We start from the raw sequence: 23,546 nt of genomic DNA, 5'->3' as shown, positions 1-23,546 counted from the left end.
ACGTGTGGTCCCTCCTTCAGCGAATTCGGTTATAGCGAGCCTATTGTTTTGACTCTTTGCCTGTGCAAGGTTGCCCGAATGTAGCTTCCAATGCTCGGGTGGTCATTACTCGGGGCCTTGCTACGCGATAAATGCTGCCACTGCTGCTGCGCAGCAAGTGCAATGGCGCCTTCGTCCAGCTTCTGTAGTTCGTGCAGGGCGTGTACCAAGTAGGGCGCCTGGTGGTAGACAAGGTCTTCCAGTCCCAACCTTCCCCGAAAATCACACTCACAAGCCAGCAAAACCTCCTCAAACCGCTTCGGCTGCCGAAACGCATCACAGCGCTCCAGCAGCAGCACGGTGTCTTCTGCCGACAGCGACAGCGCGCCATGGATCACCCCATGCTCCCGCGCCACCACTTCCGCCAGTTCGCGGCAGTGCGTGGGCACGCGCAGGCGTGCGCTCATGGGGCGCAGCAGGTCCACGCTGCGCTGCTCATGCCCCGGATGGCGCGGCAGGTCTTCAGGCGGCGTGGTGGCCTTGCCCAAGTCGTGGCATAAACAGGCATAGCACACGGTGAGCGGCGCCTGCAGCCGTGCGGCCATGTCCAGCACCAGCATCAGGTGCTCGCCCGTATCCACTTCCGGATGCGATTCGGCGCGCTGCGGCACGCCCCACAGCGCATGCACTTCGGGCAGGATGCGTGCCAGCGCGCCGCAGGCACGCAGCACCTCGAACATGCGCGAAGGGCGGTTTTCCATCAGCCCGCGTGACAGCTCCTGCCACACGCGCTCGGCCACCAGGTGGTCCACCTCGCCGTTGTGCACCATCTGGCTCATCAGTTCCAGCGTTTCCGGTGCCACGGTAAAGTCCGAAAATCGCGCCGCAAAGCGTGCCACGCGCAGGATGCGCACCGGGTCTTCGGCAAAGGCTTCGGTCACGTGGCGCAGCACCTTCTGTTCCACATCGCGCCGGCCGTGGTAGGGGTCGACCAGTGCGCCGTGTTCGTCCAGGGCAATGGCATTGATGGTGAGGTCGCGCCGGGCGAGGTCTTGCTCCAGCGTGACATCCGGCGTGCTGTACACGGCAAAGCCCTTGTAGCCGCGCGCAGTCTTGCGCTCGGTGCGGGCCAGGGCATGTTCCTCGTGCGTTTCCGGATGCAGGAAGACCGGAAAATCCTTGCCCACCGGCAGGTAGCCGTTCTGCACCATCCGTTCGGGGGTGGCGCCGATCACCACCCAGTCGTGGTCCTGCACCGGCAGGCCGAGCAGGCCGTCGCGTACGGCGCCGCCCACCATGTAGACGCTGGCGCCGGGGATGCGGGCATGGATACGTCGGGTCATCGCTGCAGCCGGTAGGGTTCTTCGAAATCCAGAAAATCCTGTTCGGCCAGGGCTTCGTCCATCCATTGCTGCACGGACGGCAGGGCGCGCACGCGCTCCACATAGGCCGCGGCTTTGGGTGAGACAGGCAGCTGGTAGCTGTGCAGCCGCATGCAGACCGGTGCGAAGAAGGCATCGGCGATGCTGAAGGCGCCGAACAGCAGGGGGCCGCCGTGCTGCTGCAGCAGCGCCGTCCACATCTGTTCCAGCCGGGCCACGTCGGCGCGCAGGGCGGCGTTGTCGCGCCAGTGCAGGGCGCCGGTATCGGGCAGGCTGGCCTCGATGTTCATGGGGCAGGCACTGCGCAGGGCGGTGAAACCGCTGTGCATTTCGGCGCAGACGCTGCGGGCCTGGGCGCGTGCGGCGCGGTCCTGCGGCCAGAGCGCGTGTTGCGGGTACTGCTCGGCCAGGTATTCGGCAATGGCCAGCGTGTCCCAGATGGCGAGGCCGTCATCGACCAGCACCGGCACCTTGCCGGTCGGGCTGATGGCTTCAAGCGAGTGCTTGAAGCCGGAGCCGGGCGCAAAGCTGTCGAAGCGGTGCATCACTTCCTCGAAGGCAATGCCGCTCTGGCGCAGCAGCACCCAGGGCCGCATGGACCACGAAGAATAGTTCTTGTTGCCGATATGCAGTTGCAGCATGAGGTGCACCTCGCAGGTAGGAAAGGGAATGCCCTGACTGTAACCCAGGCACGGGCGTGCTGGTTTGAACCGATGCCTTCGGCAGGGTTTTGCGACTATGCTTGAGGCATTCCAGTCTTTGGCCGGGGGCGTTGGCGTAGGCTTTCCCCGGCAGGTGTGCACGCGCGGCAGCCATGCGCGCGTGCCTTGTTTTTTTATGGCGATAAGGGGCGCGCGCATGTCTTCCAGTGATTTGTCTTCCAGCAGCAGCGTGGATGAAGCCTTTGTGCAGGTCGGGCAGCAGGGCGGTGTACGCACGCTGTGGCTGAACCGTCCGCGTCAGTTCAACCCGCTGTCCGAGGGCATGCTGGACGCGCTGGATGCCGCGCTGGCCGATGCGGCTCAGGATGCTTCGGTGCGCTGCATCGTGCTGGCGGCGCACGGCAAGGCCTTCTGCGCCGGCCACGATCTGCGCGAAATGCGCAGCCAGTACCGCAAGGACTATTACCTGGAGCTGTTCAACCGTTGCGGCCGCACCATGCAGTCGCTGCAGCAGCTGCCGGTGCCGGTGATCGCGCGCGTGCAGGGCATTGCGACGGCGGCGGGCTGCCAGCTGGTGGCGAGTTGCGATCTGGCGGTGGCGGTCGACAGTGCGCGCTTTGCGGTTTCGGGCATCAACGTGGGCCTGTATTGCAGCACGCCGGCCGTGGCGCTCACACGCAATGTGTCGCGCAAGCGCGCGTTCGACATGCTGGCCACCGGCCGCTTCATCGATGCCGCTACGGCCGAGGACTGGGGCCTGGTCAACCGCGTGGTGCCTGAGGCCGAGCTGGATGACGCTGTGGCCTTCTACACCGACAGCATCTGCGCCAAGAGCCCGGCCGCCATCCGCCACGGCAAGGCCATGTTCTACCGCCAGCGCCAGATGCCGCTGGCCGATGCCTATCCCTATGCGGCCGATGTGATGGCCTGCAACATGATGGAGGAGGATGCGGCCGAGGGCATCGATGCCTTCATCGAGAAGCGGCCGCCGGTCTGGAAAACCTGATAACCACGAAAAAGGAGGAGAGTCCCATGTCCCAGAGTTCCCTGATGCAGTCCGTCGACGCCCGCAGCGCCAGCGCGCTGGCCAGCGGTGCCCTGCAGCCCGTGCAGTCCGAGCAGATCCGGATCGAGCAGGAGGGCCTGCCGTTTGTGGTGCGCTGGGTGTCGTCGCTGGCTGCCAAGGATGCGAGCAAGCCGGCCGCAATCCCCGGCGGGCCGCGGGATCCGAATTTCAATCCCTTTCTCAACCCCGATCCGGAGCTGACGGTGGGGCCGCTGGGCGATACCCATGTGGCGATCCTGAACAAGTTTCCGTTGAGCGTGCAGCATCTGGTGCTGGCCTGCCGCGAGTTCGAGGAGCAGCTGCTGCCGCTCACGGCGGCCGATTTCACCGCGCTGGCGCGCGTGATGACGGAAGCGGGCGGACTGGGCCTGTACAACGGCGGTACGGCGGCAGGTGCCAGCCAGCGGCACAAGCATGTGCAGTGGATTCCGTCCACCGACGACAATGCCGGGCTGGCTCTGTTCAGTGCCGGTTTGCCGCAGGATCTGCCGCCCCTGGGCATGGCCCGCCACCCGGCGTTGCCGATGCAGCACTGCTTTGTGCGGGTGGACAGCGGCCCCGGCATGGCGGTAGAGCAGGCCGCCGCCAATCTGCAGCAGGCCTGGGAGAAGGGCTGCGCCGAATTGGGCCTGCAGCCCGGCGCCGACGGCCTCATGCCGCCCTACAACATGCTGGCCGGTGATGGCTGGATGCTGCTGATCCCGCGCAGCCAGGAGCAGTACGAGGGCATTTCGTTGAGTGCGATCTGCTTTGGCGGCACGCTGTACACCCGCACGCGCGAGCAGGTGGATCTGGTGCAGCAGGCCGGGCCGCTGCAGGTGCTGGCGGGGGTGGGTTTCGGGCGGTTGTGACCCTGGCGCCGCAGCGCGCGTGCGCCTGCCGCAGGGCCGTGAAAATGCGGGTGTCCACGCCGCAAGGATGCTGCTAGCATGCCTCTATGCACGCTACCGTTGTGCCAGTCTGGCACGGGGCGTTGCGAGGGAGCGGATCATGGCGCTTGCAGACGGAACAACCCTCGGTCTGGCACTGTCGGGAGGCGGCTTTCGGGCCACGCTGTTCGGCCTGGGCAGCCTCTGGCGCCTGAATGATGCCGGCCTGCTGGGGCGGCTGGACCGTGTCACCAGCGTGTCCGGCGGCTCGATCATGGCGGGTATTCTGGCCAGCCGCTGGCACGCGCTGGATTTTCATGATGGCAGGGCGCGCAATTTTCGCGAGGAGGTGGTGCAGACGGTGCAGCAGTTCTGCGCGCTGACCGCCGATGTGGAGGCCGGCCTGCTCGGCTGGATCACCCCTTTTCGCTCGGCGGCTGATTATTTGTGCCGCCACTACCGCGACGAGCTGTTTGGCGACCTGCGCATGCATGATTTGCCGGCGCGGCAAACCAGTCAGGTGCCGCTGTTCGTGTTTTATGCCACCAACCTGCAAACCGGGCGCAGCTTCCGGTTTCGCCAGGACATGCTGGCCGACTACCGCCTGGGAACCAACCGCGTGGCCAATCCCTTGCTGGCCACGGCGGTGACGGCTTCCAGTGCCTTTCCGCCGATCTTTTCTCCAGTCACCCTGGATACCGACCCGGCTGACTGGCAGGATGCGGATTGGGAACTGGACAGTGGCTTGTTGCGCGACTTGCGTCGCGAGATCGTGTTGGCCGACGGCGGCATTTACGACAACATGGGCCTGGAATCGCTCAATGAGGGCATCCAGCTGGTGAGCGACGCCGGCGCGCCGTTCACGATGGAGGCTTCGGTACGGTCCGACTATTTCAGCCAGCTCTCGCGTATCCGGGATATCTTCATCGACCAGGGGCGGGCCTTGCGCAAGCGGCAGCTGGTGGAAGAGTTTGCGCAAGGCCGCCGGCGCGGTGCCTACTGGGGAATTGGCACACAGATTGCGGATTACGGTGCGAGCGGGGTGCTTTCTGGCGACAACGCCATGACACGCGGACTGCAGACCGTGCCCACGCGGCTGGCCAGTACGGATGCGGCTACACAGGGGGTGCTGATCAACTGGGCCTATGCGTTGGCGGATGCAGCGCTGCGCACTCGCGCACGCCTGCCGCTGGCGCCCGCCTCGGGCTGGCCGCTGCCGGAATTTGCACCGCATTGACGCAGGGGAGCCGGCCATGTCGTTGCACGGGAGAGATCGCCTGTTCCTGAAGGCCTGGGGGCTTGGGCTGGCGGATCTGGATTTTGCGCGTTGTCTTGCGGTGGCCGGGATGGGGTCTGCGGCGCCAGCGGGCGATGAGGGGCGGGGCGGTGGTCCGGACCCGTACCGGCTGGAATGGGCCTGGCCGGGCGTTGCAGGCGTCCTGTCGCGCGGGCGCTCTGAAAGTCCCAGCGAGGCCTGGCAAGCAGCGGTACTGAGAGCTTTGCCGGCGCCGGAGCGCTTGCTGGAGCGCTGGCATGCCCTGGTGCGGGAGCATCGGCGGCTTGCTTTCAGGATCGTGCGGCAATCGATCCCCCGAGGGCATAAAGTAGCGTACGCAGCCCTGCCCTGGGCGCAGGTGGCCATCCTGGCACAATGGTTGCTGCTGCCGGACGAGGTGGCAGGGGTACACATCCGCGGCGGGCCGGGCTGGGCCGAGATGCAGGCCCTGCGCTTTCCCTTGACCGTGTCGGCATTGCCCGATGATCCGGCGGCGGCGCATCTGGGGCGCCTGAATGATTTTCAGCCGGCGCATTGGCCTTTCCGTTATGTGCCGGCGGCACCGGATGCCGAGCGGCATGCATTGCTGGTGTTCGGACAGCCGCTGGAGCGGGCGCTGGCAGGCTTGCTGCAATCGCCGCTGCAACTGAAAGCCAGGCTGGTGCTGGTCAACGGTCATGACGCGGGGCGGCCGGGGGCCGCAGCCCTGGTGCAGGCTTTGGTGTCCCGCGTGTCTGCCAGTGGCATCGTGCTGCTCGCGGAGCCCTTGCCGCCAGGCGAGCTGGCTGAGCGTGTGCGGGAGGCATGCCTGCAGATGATGCAGGATCGCCCGCTTGATCTGGTGGTCCGCGCGGTGTTCGGTCACGCTGCGCTGTTGGCCGCCGGAGCAGGCTTGCTGCAGCACTGGCGCATGCGCGCGCAGATGGCAGAGCTGTCCGCCAGGCTGGTGCGACAGCCAAGGGGCGCCAGCGTGAAGATGAGCACGCAGGCCATGCATCAGCTGGGAAGCGCTGATCCCGTTCCGGTGGGGGGAGCGCCTGATGCCTTGCAGACGGAGGCGCATGAACTGGGCAAGGCCATCCGGCGTGCCAGTGTGCGCCATCGTTATGCAGGCGAGGCGCATGAGGCGAGTGCCATGACCGAAGCCGCTCAGGCATTGCGGCAGGAGGCGGCGCAGGCGCAGGCCGAACAGGTGGCAGCTCGCCATCTGCAGCAACAGAGTTGGGTGAAGTCCAGGGACGGCCGGCTGCGACAGATTCGCAATGCCTATGTTCTGGGCGAGCCGGTGCTGCTCAAGGTGCGGATCGGCAGCCAGCAGGCCAGCGGCTGGCAAAGCGGGAGCCATGCTTTCCCGGATCGGGAGTTGCCGCCGAACGAGGACAGCCACCGGCTCACCGTGCTGTTCCACGAGCCCGGTCAGCTTGATGCGCCGCTGCAGCAGGACATTACCCTGCCTCGCACCGGCGAAAGCACGCAGGCCTTGTTCGACTTTGTGCCGCGGCGCGAAGGGGCGTTCCTGGCGCGCATTGCCGTTTTGCACCGCAACCGGGTGCTGCAGACGGCCCAATTGCGGGCACAGGTGGTGCCGTCGCGCCAGGCTGCGGGACGCAGGCGGATCATACTGGAAACCGAAGCCGAGGTGCGCCATGACTGGAGCAGCCTGGACGCACGCAGGCGCTTTGATCTGGCGCTGGTGGCAGGTGCACCGGATGCAGATGGCACGGCCCGCGCGACATCGGTGAGCGGTGGCAAGGCCTGGGCCACGGACCTGACCGGCGTGCAGCAGGTTGCGGGAGAAATCGGGACCCTGCTCTCGGCGGTGGCGCACAACACGCAGGGTCACGGTCAGGGGCTCGATGCCGAGGACAATCCGCAGTTGTTGCTTGATTTGGCATTTTGCGGGCGGGAACTGTATGCGCAACTGGTACTGGATCAACTCGCGCAGAACCGGGAAGGTGCACTGGATGTGCGTTCCGATCAGGTGGGCCACATCCAGTTGGTGCAGACCCGCAGCGATGCCGTGATTCCGCTGGAGTTTGTGTACGACTACGAGCTGGGAACCGGATCCGGGGCCAGTGTCTGCCCGCAGCATCGGGAGGCGCTGGCGCAGGGGCGTTGCAATCCCGGCTGCGAAGGGCAGCGTCATCCGGGCCGGCATGTCTGTCCGATGGGCTTCTGGGGCTTGCGCAAGGTGATCGAGCGCCACGTGCAGGATGCGCCGGCGAAGGCCGATGCAGGGCACCCGCTGGTGGTACTGAGCGAGCCGACGCAGGCGCGTGAGAAGCTGCAGTTGCAGGCAGGTGCCGTGGTGGGCCATAGCGGACGCGTGGCGCATGGCAGCGTGGACGGCTTGCTGCATGAGTTGCGGAAGCATCTGCAAGGCAGTGTGGAGCGGGTGAAGGACTGGGACGAATGGGCGACTGCCGTGCAGGCCCATGCGCCGCAATGGCTGGTGGCCTTTCCGCACAACACCGGCAGCGGCTCCACCCGCGAACTGGAACTGGGCAACAGCACCATCCGCACCCGTGGCATCCGCTTCTACCCGGTGGGCTCGGTAGAGGGGGCTGCTGCGCATGGGCCGTGGCATGTGCGCCGGCCGGGGGGCGATCCGCCGCTGGTACTGCTGCTGGGGTGTGACACGGCAGGCAGTACCGAACCCTTCTCCTCGCACGTGAGCGCCTTCCGCCAGGCCGGGGCGGCGGTGGTGGTGTCGACGATTGCCACGGTGCTGGGAGCACATGCCGTGCAGGTGGGAACACGCATCGTGGCGGACCTGCTGGAGCAAGTGGCTGCAACTGGCGGACAGCCGCATCTGGGCGAGTTGCTGCGACAGGCCAAGTGCCGGGCACTGCTGGCGAGCCAGCCGATGGCGCTGTGCGTGGTCGCCTTTGGCGATGCCGACTGGAGGCTGTGAAGATGGATCCCTATTTCCTGCAGATCGAGATGCTGCCGGCCCTGCACGGTGATTGTCTGTGGATCGAGTACGGCCGTGGTGCGGTGGCGCGGCGCCTGTTGATTGATGGGGGCCCGATCGGTGCCTACGCTGCACTGCAGCGTCGCATGGAACAGTTGCCGGAAGGGGATCGCCTGTTCGAATTGATGGTGCTGACGCATGTGGATACCGATCATGTCGACGGTCTGGTGCGGCTGTTTGCACAACCGCGTCCGGCCTGGCAGTTCGATGTGCGGGATGTGTGGTTCAACGGCTGGAAGCATCTGGAGCAGCAGACCCTGGGGGCGAACCAGGGGGAGTTCTTCAGTGCGCTGATCGAGAACCGGCTTGGCGCAGGACGCTGGAACAAGGCCTTTGGCGGCGATGCCGTAGTGGTGCCGGAGGAGGGACCACTGCCACGCATCACGCTGAAGAACGGCCCCACACTGACGCTGTTGTCGCCGACACGGGCCAAACTCGACCGCATGCGCGAGATGTGGCGCAAGACGCTGACCCGGTTTGCGCCAGGCGATCTGGAGGCGGCCTGGGCTGCATTGGCAACCCAGAAGAAATACCTCACCGACAAGACGCTGCTGGGCTCCACGCCAGAGCTGGACGCGCGCCTGTTGCGACAGGCGCTACCGGATCGCGCAGTGCCCAATGGGGCCAGCATTGCCTTTCTGCTGGAGTACCACGGCATGCGCCTGTTGCTGCTTGGCGATGCCCATCCGGGGCTGATCGTTGCATCGCTCAAGCGCCTGTTGCGCGAGCGCGGGCAGCGGCGCCTGCAGGTGGATGCCGTGAAGATGGCGCACCATGGCAGCAAGTCGAACACCAGCGATGCCCTGTTGGCGCTGATTGAGTCCCCCCGCTTCCTGATCAGCAGCAACGGGGCGATTTTCGGGCACCCTGACGACGAGGCGATCGAGCGCATCATCGTACGGTCGGTCGTGCAGCCGCCGGAGCTGCATTTCAATTACCGCTCCGAGCGTACGGCACCCTGGGATGACGATGCACGCCGTTCGGAGCTGGGCTATCGCACTTGCTACAACCCGCAGCCGGATGCGCCGATGGTGCTGCGCATGGAGCGCACGGATTGACGGCGGATGGCTCGGTATCAGGCATCCGGGCCCAGCAGCGTGGCAAACAGGGGCAGGAAATTGCTGCTATCAGCGCCATCCGGATCGGCCACCGCTGCGGTCTGTGGCAGCACGCTGTCGTCGGCAGGCCCTTCCCAGAGTGGCTGGATGACACCCAGTCCCCCTTGCTCCAGCATGTCCTGCACCAGGGCGAAGGCGCTACGCGGACGCTCCAGGCGGATCCATTCGGCGCTGAGGGGCAAGTTGGCGCCTGCTGGTGGTGTGATCCCGAGCCGGCCTGCCATGAGCAGGCGCCGGAAGGCACGGATGCGGCGGCTGTAGCCCTGATCGAGTGCACGGTCCAGCGTCGCCAGATCGGCGGCGCCGTCAAACGTGAGGCCGCGCCGGCGGAAGTGGCTGCTGCCCGTTAGCGCGTACACATCATCGACAATCACGGTGCTGCCGCGCAAGGCGACCGCGCGACCCGGAAAACCGCTTGGGTGAAACAGCGCAAAGCGTCGGGCGACAGTGGGGTTGGCCGCGAAAGCCATGGCAGCCTCACGGCGGGCAGCCAGCGCCTGGCGTACCCAGCCGCCGTGAGAGGCCTGCATGTCGGTCATGCGCGGAACGCAGACGATGACACACAAGGCAGGATGTTGCGTCATGCTTTCCAGCAGCACATTCACCAGGTCGATGGCATGCGCGCCCGTCTGGCCGGGCTGTGCGGTGCGCGCAAACTGCGCGCTCTCGATGTAGACAAGTTCGCGTGCATCGGCGAGTACCCTGCGCAGTGACCAGAGGGTGTCGCGCCGCCCCTTGCGTGAGACCCAGTATTCGCGCCTTACCTGTGCCAGCTGACGGTCGGCATTGTGCAGGCTGATGGCGGGCGAGGGGCTGATACCCAGGCGGCCGGCCAGATCATCGGTGATGGCCTGCAGGCTGGGAGCGGGGCCGGAAAACATGCTGTCCGGTGCGAGCGAAAGCTCGGGGGTTTCGCATTGCGGGGCAACCGTCTGCAGCAGCGCACCCATGCCGGTCGGGCTGCCGGCCCCGGCGGGCACTGGCGGCAGGTTGAAATTGTCTCCTGCAGCAAACAGCAGCCAGCCATCCAGAACGCCGGGAGATCCCGGCAGCGGCAACAGCGGGCGAGCCCGGCGCAGGGCATGCCAGGCCAGGTCATGGGCCAGCTGGCCATCCACCCGCAGGCCGCTGGCATGCACATCAGGGCCGGGGGGATTGCCGGGGTTCCCCAGGGCGTGTCGGGCCGAGCGGGATTCGTCCATCCATCGCGCTCCGGTGCACACGGCCTGCCAGGCCAGCGCGCCATCCGGCGCGGCGGGGCCGACCGCGCTGGCCACGATGGTTTCGAAACGTGCCTGCATCGGCAGACGCGGGCCGGTGCGCGGTGTGGTTTCGGACGCAAACTTGCGCAGCAACTCGGTCACGCTGCCGGGCGAACCGCCCGGGGGAACCGCTGCCGGCTTGAGGCCGAATAGCGGAACAGGGCAGATGCCACGCATGTTGGGCGGGATCGCAGGCAGCATGTCCAGCCCGCCAAAGGCGGGAGGTGCGGGGGGTGTACCGGGCGCGCTGACCGCCGCGCTCAATCCGCCAAACAGGCGGCGCCGGCCATTGGAGGCAGCCAGCACGATATCCATGACAAGCGTCGGATCAGGAGGCTGGTTGGCGCCTTCTGGCAACCCGAAGGGGTTGGCCAGCAGGACTTCGGTGGGATTGAAACCATCAGCCAGTGCCGCGCCGCCGTCGCCACGCCGGAACGAGGGTTCTGCCGAGAAGGTGACGATTTCCTGGAACTGGCGCGGATAGATGCGAATGCCGGTGCCTGCCGGCGTGGCAGCGGCGGCCACCGTCACCACCACGTCCAGCGATGCGCTGGTGGCCCAGCGTGCCGACAGTCCGGCGGCGGGAGACGGCAGGCTGGCTCCGAACGTGGCGGTGCTGGGTGAGGGAAAGGCGGGCCAGTGTGCGGGTGCGCCGGGAGCAGGCGGCAGTCCGGTGGGGGCGAATTGTGGGGAGCAGGCCATGACCAGACCGTCTCCCGCATTGGTCAGCCGCTCCACCACTTGGCGCGACGCAGCCAGGACGTCGGGGCCGTCGGTGAGGTAATCCAGGGTGACGTGGTTCCGTACTGGTGGCAGCAGGTCGGTGGGCGTATTGCCATCGTCCCCGGGGATGCCGCGAATGCTCTCCAGGCTGCGGTTGCCCAGCAGATGCCAGGCAGCATCCACCACGAACACGCGCAGGAACCTGCGTGCCAGAGTTGGAGCAGCAACTCCGTTGAAAAGGGGCGGCGGATAACTGGTTGGCAGGCCCGGGAGCGGCAGGGGCAGCTGGTCCAGCGTGCCGTTCGGAGCCCAGCCCCAGTGCAGGCGTTGCAGGCTTGCACTGCTGGCCTGCAGCTGCTGGCCGGGGCTCAGGGTGATGTGTCCGGTATCGGCATTGCCGGGGCTGCCTCCCCCCTGCACGATCATGCCGGTGCCGGGAAGGGGGGAGAATAGTGCACCGTGCAGATTGCACAGCATGACATGGTTGCCGGTAGCCAGCGCCGCCAGTGTGGTCAGGCCGTTCTGGTCTCCCGCATTGCCGGTGGCGGCCGGATGGCGCAGGGCCGGCAATGCCGTGAGCAGGTCGGCCAGCATGGCCGCCACGGCCACCGGGCAGATGATCATGCCGCGCGTGTCGTGGAAAGAGGCTAGCGCGGATGCGGGAATGTCTCCGCCCAGGGCATCACCCGCCTCCATGCGCTGGGGCGTCCGGTCGGGCTTGTCGGCGAGTCGCACCACAAAGGCAACCGGGACCGGCTGCAGCAGCACGCCATCGCTGGTGAAACGGGCTGCGGCCAGCCGTTCGAGCCGTTGCGCGGCCTGGGGGTGCAGGCGCACCACGGCAACGGCGTCCGTGATCGGCACTCCGGAAGCATCGATGAATTCGCTGCCGGACTCCAGCCATTCCAGCATGCCGCTGAATGGCGCACAAGGTTCGGGCAAGGCAAGCGCCAGTTCGTCGGCAAGAAAGGTGGCAGGCTGGCTGGAGGCAGACCAGCGCATGGCGAACAGCGGCATGGTCAGGCCCAGCGCGGTCAGGCCATCTTCCTGCAGGCGCTGCTGGGCGAAGGGCGTGGTCAGCGTGGCAATGGTTGCGGGCATGGCATCACCTCGGTACAAAGGGTTAGCGGCTGGCCTGGGCGTGGCGTCCATCCGGTGCGGTGATGCTCACGGTGACGCGATCCAGGCTGCCAGCATAAAACAAGGTGTAGCTGACGAGCCCATGAAGGCCGGCATTGCGCTCCAGCCGCCATGCACGATCAGGCTCCACGGGGTTCTGGGGCGTTCCCGCAAGGGGAACCTCTGCCAGATTCATGGTGATCACCAGCGGTTTGGGCTTGCCGGTCAGCGATTCGATATCGGGGATGCTGGGCGTGCGCAGGATGGCCGGCTCGACGGTGCGTTCGACGGGCCAGGGCTTGCGCAGCAACTCGCCGGGAGTGAGGCGGCCAGGGCGGGGCGAACGCGGATTGGGCACGGGGCGCGGGATCCCCGGAGGTTTCGACTTGGGAGTCAGGGTGATGCTCAGGCGGTAGTGGCCACTGCTGCGGGGCTCGGTCGGTGCATGGCTTTGCCAGCTGATGACCGTTCCCCGGCCGCTGATGCCGAAGGTATTCAGGCCCAGCACGTCGGGATCAGGGTCGATCGGCCCGGCGGGAATGGCCAGCAAACGCTCCGTGGTGCGCCCCAGCGGGTCGACCAGATGGACGGAGATGGCGACGGGCTGCTGGATGTCGGCGCGGCGAAGCAGCAGCCGATACTGTGTGGTGCCCGCATCCGGCAGCGCGATCCGCCACGCGCCCGAATCGGCCGCAGGTGCCGTTGTGGGGAGGCGATCCAGCGGCAGCTCCACGGAGAGCATGGGCGTCTTGCCGGCGCTGGCATGGGCACGCAGCTCGTGCGGTCCCAGTGCCGTGGGCTGCCAGGGGGCGGTGCTGGAGAACTGTACTTCCACCAGGTCTGGCGAGCCTCCCGGCCAGACGGCCGTGAGCGGGGAAAGGTCGGGCGCGGCTGCAGGAGGAATCACGACCGAAACGGCTGCCGAAGGCTCCGAGCGTCCTGCCAGCGTTCCTTCGTCATCCTCTGCGGTTCCCCAGGCGACGGCACGGTACCAGACCCGTTTCCAGGAGCCGCCAGGGTCATCCTGGCCGGTGGCGCGTTGCAGGCTCACGCCATCGGGCGCTGGCAGCGGCTCCATGGTCCAGCCGTTGCCGCTGCCGGAAATGGTGGCCACGGGCGGGCCCATGGCATCCAGCGACCGGACTGCGGCCTCTGCACGGGTACGGAACAGCTCGAAATGCGACACCTGCGCGCCGGGCTGGCTCCGGATGTCGACGTGGGTGGCCCAGTCCGAGGGAGTGCCGGTCGCCATGCGCCGGACCTCCAGCAAGGGAGCCGGCGGAATGCTGACCTGTGGTGCGACGAAACGCTGCACCTGCTCGATCAACGCTTCGCCCGTGGGCCATGCCGATTCGATATTGCCGGCATTGACACCGATGAGGACGTAAAAGTGCATGTCGCGGCTGCCGCGGGGCAATGCAATATCGATGCTTGAGCGGGTGACGATGGGGCTTGCGTTGCGACGGGTGAAGATCTGGCGTACCGCCTTGTGGCGCATCAGCGCCAGGACCCGGGCGAGTCGCTGGGCCAGCCCCTGTCGCATGTCCGGGCCCTGCACCAGCCCGGCAGAGGCGCCGTCTTCCAGCCCGAGTAGCTGGCTCTCGCTGGATTCGTAGATAAAGTAGCCGATCACGCCAGCCACAGTCAGGGGCAGAAGCAGGCGCACATGACATTCACCTGCTGCATCCGGGAGGCTGGCCAGGGCGGGCGTGGGCAAATCGAGGACCGGGGGAATCGGATCGGACGCAAAGGCCAGCGCCGGTCCTGCGGGCGGGGTGGACGGCCAGGCGGAGACGCGCTGAGGTGCGGCGCGTTCGCGCACGCGGCACCACACGGCAATGCCGATATGCCGGTGGGCGCTGTAATCCAGCGCGAAGCCCTCGATACGGATGCGGTAGCGGCGCGTATCCTGCTGCGGGTCGTTGTCCACCGGGCCGGGCGTTACCAGCTTGTCGCCCTGCAGGTCGTAATACGTCATACTGACCGGGCCGGCTGCTGGCAGGGTGTCGGCATCGCCGGCGAAGGCAATGGAGACCGGGCTGGCGATGGCGCCGCCGGCCTGCCATTGCACGCCAGAGGGCACGGAGCTGTCGGGCAGGGGAGTATCACCGAGCAAGGGCGCATCGAACAGGCGGCAGACAATCTCGATCGACTGCGGCCGGCGCACCTTCCAGTCCACGGCCAGGTCAAGCGTCAGTACGCCATCGCAGACGCGACCGGCTTGCCTGGGAATGGCCTGCAACTGCATGTGCAGGACACGGGGCGGATCCAGCGGCGGTTGCGCGCGCTGGAAATCGGTCACGGACCAGGCACTCCATTGCCCCCAGATGTCCTGCAGGGTGATGCCGTAGCGGGCCCAGGCAGGAGCCGTGCTCAGGGGCAGTTCCAGGCCGGGATCGAGTGCATGGAGGCGGTGCGGGGTGGGATCCTGGGCGTGGGGGGCGACCAGGGCCAGCGGGATGACGCCACCGCTGGGGCGGGGTGACATCACGGCCTGAGCACGCTGTGCCGGTCGGGCCGGATCTCCGCGCGCCACGGCATGACTGCAGGGACGCAGCAGGCGCATCTCGGGCAGGCGATCCCACCCGATCTGCACGCCGGTACTCCAGCTGGAGTCCGGTTGCGGCGGGCGGCTCAGGCTCTGCTCCAGCGCCTGCATGTGCGCCGGGGACGGTATGGCGAGAGGCGGACGGAGGTGGATCGCCAACGCCGCCATTTCCAGGGGGGCGGATTGGCCATCCAGCCCCTTTTCCCAGCGGGCCGTGACCATGAAATCCGGACGGAGATTGGCAGCCTCATGCACCGCCTTGGCGTCCCCAAGTTCCAGGCTGGTGTAGGCCGTGCCAAAGCCGCAGGCGAGCGCCAGCAGCGGATCCGTGCTCACTCCCATGAGCAACATGGATAGCGGAGCGTACGTGGCGGTGGAGGCGTCCTGCATGGTGCCCGAAGCGCCCTGGGGCGATTCCACCGCGCGCTCCAGAGTGAAGGCGGCCTGGTCGCGTGGCGGTAGTTGCATGGCTTGATACAGGTCGTGCAGCAGATCCTGCTCCACGTCGGAGACCAGTCCCTTGAAGTCGGGGCGCTTCCAGTCCGGAGCCGGCAGGTTCCCCATCACCAAGGGCCAGCCGAAGGGTGCAGCACCGCGGCGCAGGCGATCGAGCGCGGCCTCCACCGGGGACAGAGGGTGCCCCATCATGCCTTGCCGCCCCGCGTGGGCATGCCACTGTGGCCCGTCGACCGGCAGCCCTACCAGTTCCAGCAACTTCCACTCGTCGCTGTTGGCGTAGTCCTGAGCGCTGATGCCCTGGATGGATTGCACGGAGCAGGGAGTACCGGACTGCGTCACGAACTGGACAGCGACGATGTGGCTGGCTCCAAGCACCACGCTGGTCGAGCCGGCAGGCACTGCCACGAAGGCCGCGATGGACTCCAGCCCTGGCGGGCCGGACAGTGCCAGCGCCAGCGCGGGCTGTCCGGCCAGATCGAAGCTGACCCGGACGTAGGCCTGGGGTCGGGCCTTCAGGCGGATGACCGTTCCCAGCGGGGCGGTCACGGGCGGGAAAAAGTCCAGCGCTTTCATGTCCTTCAGAACGGGCCGGCGTATCCAGACCTGGAAGGGCTCCGTCGGCATGCCCAGCGCGGGCTCGGGATCGTTCTCGTCGCTGGAAGCGGCGCGCAGCATCCAGCGCAACTGGATGGTGCTCCCGTTCCCGATGCCCCGTTCGCGCAGGTCATCCATCCAGTCGGAGTTGTCATCCTTGCGGCGGCGCGCGATGCTGGTCCAATCCAGCACCGCAGCATCCAGCAGGAACTGCCGGGGAGCTACTAGACGCATCATGTTTCCTCCCAAGGGGCTGCATGCAAGCCGACGAAGCCCAATTTGTAACTCTCATCCACCGCGTCGGTGCCGTCCAGGTGGGGATGTCTGAACCGGGTCCGCGTCAGCCCCAACTGCAAGGACTTGCCACGGCTATCCGGCTTGAGCAGTACGATGGCGCGCTGTCCGCCGGGCGCATAGATGACACGGTCGAAGACGTCGTCGGCCACCATTTCATCCGGCTGGGGCCGGTATGCCTCCAGAGCCAGCCAGGCATGGGACTCCAGTTCCCAGCGCGAGGGCCGATCGGGCGTCTGCTCCTGTATGCGAGTCGGCAGCTGACGAGTGCGATGCAGGGGCTCGGGCGCATCCACCAGCACGGCCCGGGGTTGCGGCGGCGTATTCCCTGTCTGCTCCCACAGAGCCACCACACGCGGCTCCTTCGGCGGGAGGCTGGGCTCGATGCCGCAGGCTTGCAGTGCCGTGTCGAAGTCGGCCCCCTCGGCCTGCACGCTGTTCCCGGATGCGCTTGCGGGAAATGTGCCTGCCAGACCCGCAATGCTCCCTGCCCTGACGCAGCGATGCTCCGGCCGATAGCCCAGAAAGGCGGTGGCCAGGGCTTGCGGCGATGCATAGGCACCCGTAGAGAACCCGCGTCGCCATACTTCCACCGGAGTGCCTGAAGTGCCCGTCTGCATGTCAACCATCTCCACCACGATCAGGTAGTCGGTAAACGGATCCAGGGCGAACGGGATGTCCACGCGCGAATGGCGGATCCGCTCTTCGTCCACGGCGATGCAGGGCAGACCACTGCCGGGCTTGCTCGTGCCCAGGCCGGGAATGTGCTTCTGGTCCGGGTCTGTCCTGGCGGCGTCGCCTGGCCCCAGTGCGCCCGGAGGCAGCTTCTTGCCACTGACCAGTTCGGACAGCACCTCTTCGAACGGAGAGACAATGCTCGCGGCCACCGGCCGGACGGTCGCCATGGTGATCGGGAACGGGTGCGGCACGGCGACAGTCGAAGGCGGGTGCCGGAACGATGCCGCCTTGATGCGCACTTGCAGCTTCTTGCCGTAGGCCTCGTACAGGCGCATGACGGACGGGGTGGCAAACACCAGACTGAGCGGATCGCCCGTAAAGCAATGACGCTCATCGGGCGTGGGCAGGCTCACCAGCATCCAGGGATCCAGGCGCAGCGGGGGGTGCCTGTCGGTGCGGAACCAGAAGTGGCTGTGGTGCTCGGTGGCCTGCAGTGCGGCAGCTTGTTCGGGCGTGGGGCGGGCATCCTGGTAGATCACCTTGCCGCTCCAGCGTGCTTCGACGCGATACAGCGTATCGGGGAGCAGCAGGGCCTCGTTGGCAGAGTCGGGGCCCAATACCGCCGCAGCGGCCTCCCGGTTGCGTGTGACGGTGGTCTCGTCGTAATCGTGGCGCTCCATTTCGCCGACGCGCATCATTTCGATGGCGCACAGATAGAACGGACGCAGCAGTCGTGCGGGCTCATCCACCAGATAGCTGCCCCGGCGCAGACCGATTTCCACACGATGGCATGCAGAATCACCCTTGAGGTCGACAATGACACTGACATAGCTCCCCAGCTTTCCTTCAGCGCCGGGCGGCATGAACCGTGCTGCCAGCCAGATCGCGTCGTACCAAGGCGATTGCAGGTCGGTCCACTCGACAGGCCAGCCCCGCACCGTCACCAGGTCCGGGTCCGAGACGTCGCGGTAACCCAGCGTTATGCCATCCTTGTCGAGCAGGCGGATGCGCAGTGCCTTCTGACGCAGCACGAACGAACTGACGAGGAGCAATACGCGCCCGGCCACGATCGGGCCTGTATGCAGGGTCAGGGCGTTACCGAGTTCCCCGGGCTCGAAGCCAGTCAGCTTCCAGGCGCGGACGATAGCCTCTGCATCGTCCGGATCGCCGAATGCGACGGGCGCCTTGTCGTCCGGCATGGCGGCGCCGAGGGCACGGGCCGAGCAGGGCTTTGCGGCTGTTCGCTGCTTTTCGGTCGGAACATAGGCGCCCCACTGCGTTGCGGCCAGGGTGCCGGCCTGGGTGAGCACTTCTGCGCGTGACAGGGACTGTCCCGTCTGCATGCGGCCCAGCACTTCGGTGAGAGTGAGGGGCTGATCCGGCAACAGTTCACGATGAAATACCGGGCGCCATGGTTTTCCGGATGGCTTCTCCTGCGATTCTTTCTTGCGCAGCGGAGGGCAGGCGCTGGCCACGCCCAGTACGCTGGCGGCAATGATGCCTCGCATCTGGTCGTAATGCTCCAGACCGCAGCGCCAGCGCTCCGTGATCTGCAGTTGCAGGTCGGGCGCCCGTGATCGCACGGTGTCTGGTGGATCGGGCCAGGCCTGCCCGACCAGGGTCCAGCCGTGGGGCGACATGCCCAGTGGTGTGTCGCCGAAAGTCCAGAGCGTCGATGTAGCAGGCGCAGCCGGGTGACACACCGTGCCCCAGCGTTCCACGATGGTTTCTTCCTGAAAGCGGCCGCGCGTGAAGGCCTTGGGTGTGGCCACTGGCACCCAAGAAAGCAGGGCCAGCTGCACGTCGGCATTCTCATCCGTGGGCTTTTTGGCGGTCCACCAGGTGCTGGGTGCCGGTCCGGGGCCGATCGGCTGCTCCACCACCACTTCGTGCAGCTGGTAGTGGTACCAGTTGCTCCCGCGACGCGTCCAGCCGTCGCTGCTGCTGCCCGAAGGCGTCGTCGGCGGCTTGTCCCAGATCTTGAGACTGTCAGCCTGGGGCGGGGCACTCATCATCAGGACCGGAATGGCGTCGATGGGCACCACCGGGATGGCATTTTCGTCAATGGGTGGCTGGGCGTCTGCCGTGCGCACACCGGTGCCTATGCCGGTATCCACTCCTCGGTCGACGCCGGTTCCGACGACCAGGGCGGGCGAGCGGGACACGAGCTTGAGGTCGCGCACCAGTTCTGGCGCCACGGGTGCAGGAATATTGCTGTTTCCCAGCCTGAAGTGCACGCACCCCTTCACGCTGAAGAACACGAACTTGACCTTGCCGCAGATTTCTCCATCGATGCGCGTGAACTGCCGCAGCAGGCCGTTCACCAGTTCCTCCCCTGAATCGATGGTCAGCCGGGCCCAGGCGCTGATGCTGACGATGAACAGGCGCAATTCACCGCGGACCTCCATCGTGCCGCTCAGCCGGAAGGGTTCGAAGCCGACCACCGCCTCGAAGCCGCCCGCGATGCGCGCATACAGCCGGGCCGGAACGCTGCCCCAGGTAAAGGATGCATACAGCCCGGTGCCGATGGAAAATCCCTGGACTGCAGGCAGGCTGCCATGGGCCGGAATGCCGTTGCCCGACAGCATCAGGTAGCCGGAACCTTCGACCACGCCGAACAGGCTGGCCTGTACCGGGTCATCGTAGCGTCCCAGATACAGATGCCAGTCCTTGCTGTCACCCAGATTGAAGAAGGCTTCTACCGGGAGACGCAGCTGGATCAGGGGATCTATGGTGTAGTCCGCCACCAGCCCGATGGTCAGCGTTCCCTTGGCCGCATCGACGTCGATTACTGCCAGCAGATTGCCTTCGGCATTCTTGTCGCCCAGCGCAGGCATGGCCTGCAGCATGCGCGCCTTCATCAGCAACAGGATGCGCGGACCCGGCAACTCGAGCAGCAGCACCCCCTTGAGGTTGAGGAGCACGCTGGTGCCCACGGTGCCCAGAATGGCGCCCACGCCAAAGGCCCAGCGGTCGATGGCCGGTTTCCAGGCGCTCAGGTTGGTGGGGTTGCCATCCGCGCGGTCCTTGAGCCAGGCCAGCGCCGGCACGGCCGAATTCTCCAGCCCGCTTTCGTTGCGGCCGTAGTGCATCGCGAACAGGCCGAGAAAACCGTAGATCCCCAGGCCGGAATTGGCCAGGGGAATGCAGACCGGAAGCTCCACCTCCAGCGTCACGATCACGCCAGTGGCGGGGCCACCTTGCTGTTCCGGAATCTGCGCGATCTTCAGGCCGGCACACACACGGGTACTGATGGGAACCAGCGTCAGGTCGATCTGGCCGCCGATTTCCTGACCCAGCTCCATGTACCCCTTGCCGGCCAGGGCGCCGGGGATATCCACGCTGGCTCCAAAGGCGGTCAACTCCACGCCAAAATCGGGACTGGCGCCGTTCGTGTTAGCCGTCATGCGGATACGGGCGCGGTCGATGGAGACCACGCCAAGATCCACGCCGAATCCCAGATCGAACTCGAAGGACAGGGGGTTGGTCCGTGCAATGCGTGCACCCAGAATGCGCACGATCTGGCCCAGCGGGTCCGGAACGCGAATCGCACCGGGGCTCGACAGGTCGATGGTGTATCCCTTGGACGAATCGAAAACCGGCCGGAACTGGAAATCGCGTTCGCCCGGCTGGCTGCCGAAGCGCATCCCGATGGCCTTGTAGCGCACCACCATGGGCTGCTCGCGCGGGATCGTCAGCAGGGTGAACCCTGCCAGGGAAACATCGGCGGACAGGGCGGTTTCCACATCCAGCAGCAGGGCAACGCCGGTGCCGGACCCCTCGGTGTGCTTGATCACCAGTTCCCCGCCATACCAGATGATGCGCTCGACGGTGAACCAGCCCGCTTCGGCCAGCGCGGTGGCAACACCAATGGCGCCCAGCGACAGCGCTGCAGGAATCAGGTTGCCGGCGCACGGGTTCGCGGGCGCAGTGGCATCCAGCAGGGGCCAGAACAGCACCGTCATGCCCAGCAAGTTGCGGCCGACATCGGAAGATTGCAGTGGCTGGCCAGGAAGCTGTCCCAGCATAAACAGGCCGTTGCGGTCAGCAGGGTCGGCTCCCAGAAAGGCCTGTGCCGACCAGTTGCCAGTCGCGTTGTCGATCTGAAAGAGGATGCGCGCCTTGAGAATGCCGTCTGCCGGGTTGCCGCCCAGGCCGACCAGGGCTGCGTCGCCACCGTGGCCCTGAGCCTGCAGGTAGTTTTCCGTCGGAGTCTGGATGTCGAATTCGCCGCAAATTTCGACGGCGACGAATTCGTCGCGCACGATGCGTACCTTGGTGCACAAGGCGCGGAACCAGTCAGGAGTGGCAGGCTGCTTCGGCGTCGGGTCAGGCGGATCGACGAATACCGGCTGCGGCTGGTTCTGTCCACGGGTGACGCGGCCCTGGATCAGCGTCTCGGGTTGCGGGGGCAGCGTGGTGCGGGCCACGGCCCGCCAGTTCTGCCGTCGTGATTCCAGGGAGACATCGCCGTGCTCCCCCTTGCCGGTGATGGTGTAGCTGAAGGACTGGCCCGGCGCAGCAGCACGAATCAGTTCGGCAAAAGCCTCTGCACGCCGGCGCGAGAGCAGCAGGTTGTAGCTGCCGTCGTTCGGGTCGGCCTCGGTGCTGGCATAGCCTTCAATGGTGACACTGGCGGATTGGGGCAGGCTCTGCAGAATCGGGCCATAGGCCTGGCCGATACTGCTGCCACCCGGAAAGCGGGCATCGTCCCGTGTGGATGCGGCGGGGCGCGTGGCACTGTTGCCGGAGTCGACGCAATACGTGTGCCCTGTCGGCGGCAACGACCCGGCCAGCCCGTCCGAGGTGGCCGCGCCAACACCTGATTCGGCACCATGCGGATGCTGGCTCGGTTTGGGGCGGTCAAAGCGAAAGAAGCATTCGAGTTCCGTCATGCCGCCGGCCGCGCCAGGCACCGTGGCCTTGACCTGCGCGCTCGTCCCTGGAGCCACGGGCACCTGCACGCTGGTCGAGGGGCCGCTGTCCGTGCCGTTGACTGTCCATTGTGTTTGCGCATGCGGCGGACTGAGCGCGACCACTGCGTAGTCTGCATTCTGGGCAATGATGGCCAGTTCGTGCGTGCTCACGGCCGTGCCGCCCATGGTTACGGCGTCGGTATGGATTTCCATGCCCGGCTGGGCCAGCGCCCCACCGGGTGTCGGTTGCGCCAGCTCGACACGACGCGTCAGCATCAGGGTCAGCGTGGCACTGGAGCTTGCGGTGCTGGCCTGAAGCGTGAGCGTTGCACTGTTGCGGGAAGCCAGATCGAGGTCGAAGACATTGGGGTCGCCGGCTGCCGTGAGTGCCGCTCCATCCAGTGTTGCCTGGTAGACATACGGCGGTCTGGCGCCGGCCGCATCGATGCAGACGCGTGTCTTCTGTGGCAGGGCGGCACTCGCACTCCCATCCGCATGGGAGTTGAAGCCGATGACGCGGTTGCCGGCCGCAAAGAAGCGAGCCGACACTGACATCGTCCCGCCCTGGTTGATGATCGACTGATCAAAATCGCCCGTAATGCCGGGGGAGTCTCCCAGTCCGATCAGCAGGTTGCGTGCGCCGGCGGATACCGCCAGATCGCGCATGCCGTGCGGGGCCACGAACAGGCGGATCTCCGGCAGATACAGCCCCTTCCAGTTTTCATCGTAGCCGAACTGCTCCAGCACCTCCGGCGGCGTGGACTGGTCGGACAGGTCCAGCACTGCGCGCCGGAAGCCGAAACCTACCACGCGCGAGTCTCCGATGAAGGCGTAGGGCGGCTCCATCCGGACCATCTCGGCCAGCCCCAGGTCACCGGCATCGTCCAGTCCGGAACTGCCCACGCTCAGCAAATCCAGCGTCAGCAAGCCGGCCGCATCCTGCTGCAGACGCAATTTCAGGCGTGGCAGCCAGAAGGCCACGTCCGGGTGCGCCTCGTCGGGTTCGAGCAGGCCATCGTCCGGCCGCAGGCGCGCGCCGCGCAGCAGGGGCGGGCGCAACGCCAGCGAAGTCAGGACCATGTCGAGCGTGAACTCGGTGCTGACATAATCGCTGGGCACATCGAGAGGAGGCGGGTCAAGGGCAGCCAGAACACTGACGAGTGGTTCGGACGATACCGCAGCCGCCGCAACGACGGAGGAGGCCATCCGGGGCGCATGCAGCTCGAAATCGATCCCTGCGTCACGCAGGTCCAGCCAGGGGTCGCGCCGGGAAGGGTCATCATGGGGGTGCGCCCCCCCGGTCTTGGCGCGGAAGCCGATGCGGCCGCGCGCCGGATCGATGTAGGGTTGCCCGGAGAGGTCGAACTGCGCACGTCCCCGCAACGCGATACCTTCCGCAGCCATGGCACTTTCATGCCAGTCGACCATGATGGCTCCCAGGGCCGCATGCCAAGGCCCCAGGCCTTGTCCGGACAGCATGTAAGGCAACACCAGATCCAGCAGAGACAGGTTCGTCATCGTCCTACTCCTGAAGCATTTGCGTTCAAGGCGTGTCCAGTACTGCCCGGGACACGATGGACGCCCGCCGCCGAGGCAACAGGGGCTATCCATGGGGAATTTTGCGTGA

At 66.5% G+C, this 23,546-nt stretch carries 10 protein-coding genes; 5 read left to right on the top strand and 5 right to left on the bottom strand.

What is annotated here, in order from left to right; all coding sequences use genetic code 11:
- Window positions 1–29: 29 nt before the first annotated feature.
- Both KKQ75_RS07435 and KKQ75_RS07430 read right to left on the bottom strand, forming a co-directional pair.
- The gene (locus tag KKQ75_RS07435) at window positions 30–1,322 is read right to left on the bottom strand and encodes a multifunctional CCA addition/repair protein (protein ID WP_250131030.1); all 1,293 of its coding nucleotides are present in this window, start codon (window positions 1,320–1,322) and stop codon (window positions 30–32) included.
- Window positions 1,319–2,002, bottom strand: coding sequence for a glutathione S-transferase family protein (locus tag KKQ75_RS07430; protein ID WP_091813587.1), 684 nt, complete (start codon window positions 2,000–2,002; stop codon window positions 1,319–1,321). The genes KKQ75_RS07435 and KKQ75_RS07430 overlap by 4 nt, the downstream gene beginning before the upstream one ends.
- 217 nt (window positions 2,003–2,219) lie before the next feature.
- Between KKQ75_RS07430 and KKQ75_RS07425 the strand changes: the two genes are divergently transcribed.
- The 5 genes from KKQ75_RS07425 (at window position 2,220) to KKQ75_RS07405 (ending at window position 9,266) form a co-directional block, all read left to right on the top strand.
- The gene (locus KKQ75_RS07425; RefSeq protein WP_091813589.1) at window positions 2,220–3,029 is read left to right on the top strand and encodes an enoyl-CoA hydratase; all 810 of its coding nucleotides are present in this window, start codon (window positions 2,220–2,222) and stop codon (window positions 3,027–3,029) included.
- Between the two features lie 26 nt (window positions 3,030–3,055).
- Window positions 3,056–3,940, top strand: a complete 885-nt coding sequence (locus tag KKQ75_RS07420; RefSeq protein ID WP_213361299.1) for an ATP adenylyltransferase family protein — start codon at window positions 3,056–3,058, stop codon at window positions 3,938–3,940.
- A 139-nt stretch (window positions 3,941–4,079) separates the two neighbouring features.
- On the top strand, window positions 4,080–5,195 hold the full coding sequence (locus KKQ75_RS07415; protein ID WP_213361298.1) for a patatin-like phospholipase family protein: 1,116 nt from the start codon (window positions 4,080–4,082) through the stop codon (window positions 5,193–5,195).
- A gap of 397 nt (window positions 5,196–5,592) precedes the next feature.
- Window positions 5,593–8,148, top strand: coding sequence for a hypothetical protein (locus KKQ75_RS07410; protein WP_213361297.1), 2,556 nt, complete (start codon window positions 5,593–5,595; stop codon window positions 8,146–8,148).
- A 2-nt stretch (window positions 8,149–8,150) separates the two neighbouring features.
- Window positions 8,151–9,266 carry a ComEC/Rec2 family competence protein gene (locus KKQ75_RS07405; protein ID WP_213361295.1) on the top strand — a complete coding sequence of 372 codons (1,116 nt, stop codon included), beginning with the start codon at window positions 8,151–8,153 and terminating at the stop codon, window positions 9,264–9,266.
- 17 nt (window positions 9,267–9,283) lie between these two features.
- On the opposite strand, the gene KKQ75_RS07400 is transcribed toward KKQ75_RS07405, so the two are convergent.
- From KKQ75_RS07400 to KKQ75_RS07390, 3 genes are read right to left on the bottom strand one after another with little or no spacing between them, the layout of a single operon-like run.
- Window positions 9,284–12,412 (bottom strand): hypothetical protein, encoded by a 3,129-nt coding sequence (locus KKQ75_RS07400; RefSeq protein ID WP_213361294.1) that lies wholly within the window; start codon window positions 12,410–12,412, stop codon window positions 9,284–9,286.
- Window positions 12,413–12,434: 22 nt separating this feature from the next.
- Entirely contained in the window at window positions 12,435–16,265 is a 3,831-nt protein-coding gene (locus KKQ75_RS07395) for a hypothetical protein (protein WP_213361293.1), read from the bottom strand.
- Entirely contained in the window at window positions 16,265–23,437 is a 7,173-nt protein-coding gene (locus tag KKQ75_RS07390) for a hypothetical protein (protein ID WP_213361292.1), read from the bottom strand. Before KKQ75_RS07390 ends, KKQ75_RS07395 begins: the two co-directional genes overlap by 1 nt.
- Window positions 23,438–23,546 lie beyond the last annotated feature (109 nt).

Origin of the sequence: Brachymonas denitrificans, from assembly GCF_907163135.1 — a bacterium.
Lineage (GTDB): Bacteria > Pseudomonadota > Gammaproteobacteria > Burkholderiales > Burkholderiaceae_C > Brachymonas > Brachymonas denitrificans_A.
This window is presented reverse-complemented; position numbering and strand designations above follow the sequence as displayed.

Coding starts and splice junctions, on each gene's coding strand:
- KKQ75_RS07435 (WP_250131030.1), bottom strand. CDS start 1,322: ATGACCCGACGTATCCATGCCCGCATCCCCGGCGCCAGCGTCTACATG.
- KKQ75_RS07430 (WP_091813587.1), bottom strand. CDS start 2,002: ATGCTGCAACTGCATATCGGCAACAAGAACTATTCTTCGTGGTCCATG.
- KKQ75_RS07425 (WP_091813589.1), top strand. CDS start 2,220: ATGTCTTCCAGTGATTTGTCTTCCAGCAGCAGCGTGGATGAAGCCTTT.
- KKQ75_RS07420 (WP_213361299.1), top strand. CDS start 3,056: ATGTCCCAGAGTTCCCTGATGCAGTCCGTCGACGCCCGCAGCGCCAGC.
- KKQ75_RS07415 (WP_213361298.1), top strand. CDS start 4,080: ATGGCGCTTGCAGACGGAACAACCCTCGGTCTGGCACTGTCGGGAGGC.
- KKQ75_RS07405 (WP_213361295.1), top strand. CDS start 8,151: ATGGATCCCTATTTCCTGCAGATCGAGATGCTGCCGGCCCTGCACGGT.
- KKQ75_RS07400 (WP_213361294.1), bottom strand. CDS start 12,412: ATGCCCGCAACCATTGCCACGCTGACCACGCCCTTCGCCCAGCAGCGC.
- KKQ75_RS07395 (WP_213361293.1), bottom strand. CDS start 16,265: ATGCGTCTAGTAGCTCCCCGGCAGTTCCTGCTGGATGCTGCGGTGCTG.
- KKQ75_RS07390 (WP_213361292.1), bottom strand. CDS start 23,437: ATGACGAACCTGTCTCTGCTGGATCTGGTGTTGCCTTACATGCTGTCC.